Genomic DNA, 250 nt, shown 5'->3' on the forward strand with positions numbered 1-250 from the left:
GGCGTGCTGGAAAAGCTCGTCGGCAAGCATGCCATGTTCGACATCGTCGCCCGCTCGGAAGAGGGCAAGGAGACGCAGATCTCGGTCGACTGCAATTTCGGCGAGCTCGGCGATTGCGGCCGCAAGCGCTACGCCGTCGGCTACGAGCGTAACGAGTACCTGTTCGATGTGCAGTTCCCGGCCAAGCATCCGGGCGCTGCCGGCACCATCGCCGTCAATTCCGACTTCGACAAGCAGGGCAAGTCGGTCG

1 pseudogene is annotated in these 250 nt (G+C 63.2%); it reads left to right on the forward strand.

Annotated elements, in window-relative coordinates:
- Positions 1-250, forward strand: a pseudogene (locus EN869_RS34115) (hypothetical protein); the annotation flags it as partial.

The organism is Mesorhizobium sp. M2D.F.Ca.ET.226.01.1.1, assembly GCF_004022705.2.
GTDB lineage: Bacteria > Pseudomonadota > Alphaproteobacteria > Rhizobiales > Rhizobiaceae > Mesorhizobium.